The 6,016-nt window shown below is 67.1% G+C and carries 7 protein-coding genes and 1 tRNA gene; 5 read left to right on the forward strand and 3 right to left on the reverse strand.

Annotated elements, in window-relative coordinates; translation table 11 throughout:
* Positions 1–226 (reverse strand): hypothetical protein (locus VFA16_RS16335; RefSeq protein ID WP_324968823.1); only part of this gene is annotated, 226 nt, incomplete at its 3' end.
* A gap of 183 nt (positions 227–409) precedes the next feature.
* Between VFA16_RS16335 and VFA16_RS16340 the strand changes: the two genes are divergently transcribed.
* From VFA16_RS16340 to VFA16_RS16350, 3 genes are read left to right on the forward strand one after another with little or no spacing between them, the layout of a single operon-like run.
* Complete coding sequence (locus tag VFA16_RS16340; RefSeq protein WP_414687742.1) at positions 410–1,447, forward strand: SMP-30/gluconolactonase/LRE family protein; 1,038 nt, start codon at positions 410–412, stop codon at positions 1,445–1,447.
* Positions 1,444–1,695, forward strand: a complete 252-nt coding sequence (locus VFA16_RS16345) for a DUF5703 family protein (protein WP_324968824.1) — start codon at positions 1,444–1,446, stop codon at positions 1,693–1,695. Before VFA16_RS16340 ends, VFA16_RS16345 begins: the two co-directional genes overlap by 4 nt.
* Positions 1,696–1,730: 35 nt before the next feature.
* Entirely contained in the window at positions 1,731–2,783 is a 1,053-nt protein-coding gene (locus VFA16_RS16350) for a quinone-dependent dihydroorotate dehydrogenase (protein WP_414687741.1), read from the forward strand.
* A 75-nt stretch (positions 2,784–2,858) separates the two neighbouring features.
* Here the strand turns inward: VFA16_RS16350 and VFA16_RS16355 are convergent, their stop codons facing one another.
* Positions 2,859–3,389, reverse strand: a complete 531-nt coding sequence (locus tag VFA16_RS16355; RefSeq protein WP_324968826.1) for a YbhB/YbcL family Raf kinase inhibitor-like protein — start codon at positions 3,387–3,389, stop codon at positions 2,859–2,861.
* Between the two features lie 19 nt (positions 3,390–3,408).
* On the reverse strand, positions 3,409–4,764 hold the full coding sequence (locus VFA16_RS16360) for a M20/M25/M40 family metallo-hydrolase (RefSeq protein ID WP_324968827.1): 1,356 nt from the start codon (positions 4,762–4,764) through the stop codon (positions 3,409–3,411).
* A gap of 128 nt (positions 4,765–4,892) precedes the next feature.
* Here VFA16_RS16360 and VFA16_RS16365 point away from each other — a divergent pair.
* Positions 4,893–4,978, forward strand: a tRNA-Leu gene (locus tag VFA16_RS16365).
* Positions 4,979–5,257: 279 nt separating this feature from the next.
* Positions 5,258–6,016, forward strand: a 759-nt coding sequence (locus VFA16_RS16370) for an SDR family NAD(P)-dependent oxidoreductase (RefSeq protein ID WP_324968828.1), incomplete at its 3' end; no start/stop codon positions are given.

Below are 6,016 nucleotides of genomic sequence, written 5' to 3' on the forward strand. Positions count from 1 at the left end.
TGCCGACCAGGCTGCGGGTTGCCTTCGCGACGACGTCTTCGGCTTGCGGTACCAATCCGCTCAGCCGGGGCCGGTAGACCTCGACGACGAGGCAACGACGTTCGGTGTGGAAGGAGAAGCTGCGTCCGTCACCGACGTGCCCGTATCCGCTCGCGAAGATCCCGGTCGACATGTCCTCGATGGTGAACTCGAGGCCGGAAAACTGACGGTCTTCGGCGACGGTCATGAGCGCCGCTCCTCCTCATCGCTGCGCTCTGCATCGTCGCCGGCGCGGGTCATGGGTGGACCATACCTTCGGCGATGCACGGGATCTGGGTGGCGGGCCCGGGACGCGGCCAACAGTGTTCCTTAGAATCGGAGCCCAGTCCCAGGTTCTGTTGCATGGTCTAAGAGTTACCCGGTGGTGCGAATCTGTAAACCCCAAGATCGCCGTCGCGTCGCCGGCCTGCTGTTTTGCGTTACCTTCGCCGCAGCCTGTTCGTCGCACGCGCTGGAGACAGCACCGCCGACCATCGCGCCGGCACAGCCCGCTCAGTCACCTCCGGTCGCGGCCAGCCCGACCGGCGTGGTGCTGCCGCTGGGTGGTCACCCGCAGGCGGCGGTGTTCGATTCGGCGACCTCGCGGCTGGCGGTGTTAAGCCCCGGTCCCGATCCGGCGGCCCCTTCGGACATCGCTGTGGTGGGCACCGCGCAGCCGCCGCGCAGCATCGCGCTGCCCGGGCCGGCGACCGCGTTGACCGCCGACGGCCGCGGCACCGCTTACCTCTCCGGACGCGGCGGGTACTTCGTCGTGGACTTGTCCGCTGGCCATACCGTGCGGGTCGACGTCGACGGCGCAGCCGACACCGACTTCATCGCGATCGCCCGGCGCGCCGACGGGAAGCTCATCTTGGGCAGCGCCGACGGAGCGGTGTATCTGCTCGAAAAGCCGGCCGCCGGCAGGGCCGCCGTCGCCAAACGAAACAAGCTCTTCGCCCGCGTGGACGCGGTTGTGGCACAAGGCAATACGATCGTTGTGTTAGACCGGGGTCAGACCTCGGTGACAGCGATCGGCGCCGACGGCGACGCCGACCAGGCGCTGCGCGCCGGACGAGGCGCGACCACCTTGGCCGCCGACCCGCTGGGCCGGGTGCTGGTTGCCGACACCCGCGGCGGCCAGCTGATGGTGTTCGGGGTCGACCCGCTGATCTTGCGCCAGGCCTACCCGGTGCGGCAGGCGCCGTACGGTCTGGCAGGCTCGCGCGGACTCGCTTGGGTATCGCAAACAGCAACGAATATGGTCATTGGTTACGATCTGACCACCGGAATACCCGTCGAAAAGGTACGTTACCCAACCGTGCGGCAACCTAACTCGCTGGCCTTTGACGATGCTTCGGGCACGTTGTACGTGGTGTCGGGGTCGGGTGATGGAGTCCAGGTCATCGAACATGCGGCGGGCCGGCGTTGAGCGCGGCGCGCCGCAGCCGGTTACCCGCTGAGTGGACGACGGAGATGTCCGACGAGTACGAGTGGGTGCCGTTGCGCCTGCCACCGGAGGTGACCCGGGTCAGCGCGTCGACGCGGCTATCGATCGAGGCGGAGTACCGCGGCTGGGAGTTGACGCGGGTGCGGCTTTACACCGACGGGAGCCGGCGGGTGTTGTTGCGCCGTAAGAAGCCTTCCCTCGACCGGCGGCCCGACCAGCCGGAACTGTGAATCGAGCGCGCGAAAGCGAGCATCGGTTATACCGCGTGGCGCGCCCGCTGCTGTTTTTGCTTCCGGCGGAACAGGTTCACCGGCTTGTCTTCGCGGCGCTTCGCGCTGTGACCGCTGCTCCCCCGCTACGCCGACTACTGCACCGGCTGTTGGCGCCGAGGGATCCGGTGCTCGCCAGCACCGTGTTCGGAGTGCGGTTCCCGGGACCGCTCGGGCTGGCGGCCGGGTTCGACAAGGACGCCACCGGACTGCACATCTGGGGGGCGCTGGGGTTCGGCTACGCCGAGGTCGGCACCGTCACCGCCGAGCCGCAGCCGGGTAATCCTGCTCCGCGGTTGTTTCGGCTCCCTTCCGACCGGGCGCTGCTGAACCGCATGGGGTTCAACAACGACGGTGCCGGCCAGTTGGCGATCCGGCTCGCACGACATCGTCCCGACGTGCCGGTCGGTGTCAATATCGGCAAGACCAAGGCGACTCCGTCCGAGAATGCCGCCGAGGACTACCGGACCAGTGCCCGCCTGGTCGGCCCGCTGGCGTCGTATCTGGTGGTCAACGTCAGCTCCCCCAACACACCGGGGCTACGGGACTTGCAGGCGGTGGAGTCCCTGCGCCCAATCTTGGCCGCGGTTCGCGCCGAGACGTCCAAGCCGGTGCTGGTGAAGATCGCGCCCGATCTGTCCGATGCCGACATCGACGCCATTGCAGACCTGGCCGTCGAGCTCGGCTTGGCCGGCATCGTGGCCACCAACACCACCATCGTGCGCGACGGCCTGGCCAGCAGCGGTGTGGCCGAGCTGGGCAGCGGCGGCATTTCGGGGCCGCCGCTGGCATGCCGGGCCACCGAGATACTGCGGCGGCTGTACGAGCGGGTCGGCGACCGGTTGGCGCTGATCAGCGTCGGCGGCATCGAAACCGTCGACGACGCCTGGGAACGCATCACGGCGGGAGCGTCACTGTTGCAGGGCTACACCGGCTTCATCTACGGAGGCGGCTTGTGGCCCAAGCACATCCACGACGGGATCGCGCGCCGCCTCCGCGACGGCGGGTTCACGTCGCTGAGCGAGGCCGTCGGGTCGGCAGCGCACTGATGACCGCCGCCGAGTGTGGAGTTGTGTCACGCTCCAAGCCGCATGGCGTCCAATAAGTCCACACTCGGCGCGCAGTTACCGCTGCTCGTAGGTGCCGTAGATGACCGCCCGCGCGAGGGCGTGCTGGAACAACTGGAACCCCAGAAACGCGGGGCTGGCGTCCTCGGTGAGGTCGAGTTTTTCCACGCCCACCGCATGGACGGTGATGTAGTAGCGGTGCGGGCCGTGGCCGGGCGGCGGAGCGGCGCCGACGTAGCGGCGCATGCCCGCGTCGTTGACCAATGTCAGCGCACCACCGGGCAGTTCACGTCCGTCGCCCACGCCCTCGGGTAGCTCGGTGACGTTCGCCGGCAGGTTGGCCACCGCCCAGTGCCAGAACCCGGACAGAGTCGGCGCATCAGGGTCGTAGACGGTGACCGCGAAGCTGCGGGTCTCGTCGGGAAAGCCCGACCAGCTCAGCTGCGGGCTGACGTCCTCGCCGCCGGCGCCCATGATGCCGCTGATCTGGGCGGTGGCCAGCGGCTGGCCGTCGGTGATCGACTTCGATGTCAGTGCGAACGACGGCAACTTGGGCAGCCGGGCATAGGGGTCAGGCGGTGTGGCCATGGTCAGTCCTCTCGTCTCGTCAGCAGTGTGTCAGAAAATTCGCCAGCACTTGGGTGCCGAACCTCAGCGCGTCCACGGGTACCCGCTCGTCGACGCCATGGAACAGCGCAGAAAAATCGAGGTCCGGCGGCAACCGCAGCGGGATGAACCCGAAACAGCGAATACCTAAGCGGGCGAAGGCTTTTGCATCTGTTCCGCCGGACAGCATGTAGGGCACGGTCCGAGCCTCGGGATCGACGGCTAGCAGCGCGGCGTTCATGGCGTCGACGAGGTCGCCGTCGAAGCTGGTCTCATAGGACGGCAGATCCCTGATCCATTCGCGGGTCACGTCCGGGCCGATCAGCTCGTCGACTTCCGCCTCGAACGCCGCCTGCCGCCCGGGAAGCACACGGCAGTCCACCATGGCCTCCGCGGTGGCCGGGACGACGTTGGCCTTGTAGCCGGCCTTGAGCATCGTCGGGTTGGCCGTGTCGCGCAGGGTGGCCTTCAGGATGCGCGCAATAGGGCCCAGCTTGTCGATCGCCCCTTCCAGGTCGGGGGAATCGGCGTCGAAGGCGTGCCCGGTCTCCTCACCGACAGCGGCCAGGAACTGCACGACGGTGTCGCTGAGCACCAGCGGGAACCGGTGTCGGCCCAGCCGCGCGACCGCTTCGGCGAGCACCGTGACCGCGTTGTGGTCGTGCACCATCGAGCCGTGCCCCGCCTTGCCCCGGGCGGTCAGCCGCATCCACTGCAGCCCCTTCTCGGCGGTCTCGATCAGATACAGCCGACGTTCGCCGCCGTCGCGGCGCGGCACCGTCAGCGAAAAACCACCAACTTCGCCGATCGCTTCACTCACCCCGGCGAACAGGTCGGGGCGATTGTCGACCAGCCACTGCGCGCCGAACTTGCCGCCGTTCTCCTCGTCGGCGACGAACGCGAACACCAGGTCGCGGGGTGGCACGATGCCGGCCCGCCGGAACTGGCGAGCCACGACGATCATCATGCCGACCATGTCTTTCATGTCGACCGCGCCGCGGCCCCAGACATAGCCGTCCTCGACGGCGCCGGAGAACGGGTGCACGCTCCAATCGGCCGGCTCGGCCGGCACCACGTCGAGATGACCGTGGACCAGCAGAGCGCCGCGCGAACTATCCGCGCCCGCCAGCCGGGCGAACACATTTCCGCGGCCGGGCGCACCGGACTCGACGTATTCGACCTGGTAGCCGACTTCGTCCAGCTGGTCTGCGACCCACCGGGCGCACTCCGCCTCCCCTTTGGTGGTCTCCGGGTCACCGGTGTTGGTGGTGTCGAACCGGATCAGCGTGCTGACGACGTCCACCACGTCGTCGACTGGCAATCCGGCAGGAACCGTCACAGTCACCTTTCCTACCATTGGCGGGGTCACCTCCACCGAATTGCGCGGCTCTGGTGCGGGCGGGCACCTCATCCGCAAGCTCGCCGCGCTAGTTTGGGTCGGTAGAGGCCAATCCGATAGCCTTAGCTGCCACAATTGTTGGTCCGGTCCGAGTGGCGGAATGGCAGACGCGCTAGCTTGAGGTGCTAGTGCCCTATTACTGGGCGTGGGGGTTCAAGTCCCCCCTCGGACACACATCTGATGGTCGACGGCCCGAGCTCAGGCGGCCACACGCGAGGGTGCCGTCGCCCCGGTAATGCGCAGTGTCGGCGTTTCGGCGCTGGGTTTAGACAGTCGGCCTTCACCGACGCGCTATAGCGCACATTGCCCTTTCGAATGGGCTGTCCTGGAACGGATTTCGGTGGCAGTGCATCGGTGATGGAGTGCTCGTCGCGCCGACTACCGCGCCAATCAACGCCGCCACTTGTGCTTTTCGGATAAGCCGTAGAACGGGCGCCGCTAGGATCGTGCGATGACGTCCTCGGCGCTGCGGCGGCCGCGGCACAAATCAGTGGTAATCACCGGCGCGTCAAGCGGACTCGGTCGGGCGGCTGCCTTGCACCTCGCCGATCTCGGGTATCGGGTGTTCGCGGGCGTGCGGTCAGAGTCCAGCGCCGACGACCTAATCAATCTGCCCCCGTCGGCCGGAGAATTGATCCCGGTGCTACTGGACGTCACCGACGCAACCTCGATCGCGCAGGCCGGTGACTACGTGGAACTGCGGTGTGCCGACACCGGACTGTGGGCCGTGGTGAACAACGCCGGTGTCTGCGTCAGTGCACCATTAGAGTGCCTTCCGATCGACGCACTGCGCGCTCAGCTCGAAACAAATCTCATTGGGGCGCTTGAGATTACACAACGTTTCCTGCCGTTGCTGCGCGCCTCCAAGGGCCGAATCGTCAACGTCAGCTCCAGTATCGGCAACGTCGCACCGCCATTTTTCGGTGCGTATGCGGCAGCCGAGTTCGGCAAAGAAGGGTTAAGTGATGCACTGCGCCGCGAATTGCGGCCACTGGGGGTACACGTGTCGGTGATCCAGCCGGGCGTAGTGGAAACGCCGATCTGGCGCAAGCTGCGCGCCTCGGCCGAAGAGATCATCGCCACGGCCCCCGCCGAAGTTGCCGCCGCGTATCGCAGCCGATTCACCGCTTTTCTCGACGCCAACGAAACCCACGTCTACGCGAGCAAGACCACACCGATGCAGTACGCCAACGCGGTTGCCGCCGCCTTG

It is taken from the genome of Mycobacterium sp. (assembly GCF_035653355.1).
Classification (GTDB): domain Bacteria; phylum Actinomycetota; class Actinomycetes; order Mycobacteriales; family Mycobacteriaceae; genus Mycobacterium.

Excerpts from the sequence above, each read along its gene's own strand:
- VFA16_RS16360 (WP_324968827.1), bottom strand. The coding sequence starts at position 4,764 with ATGGTAGGAAAGGTGACTGTGACGGTTCCTGCCGGATTGCCAGTCGAC.
- VFA16_RS16355 (WP_324968826.1), bottom strand. The coding sequence starts at position 3,389 with ATGGCCACACCGCCTGACCCCTATGCCCGGCTGCCCAAGTTGCCGTCG.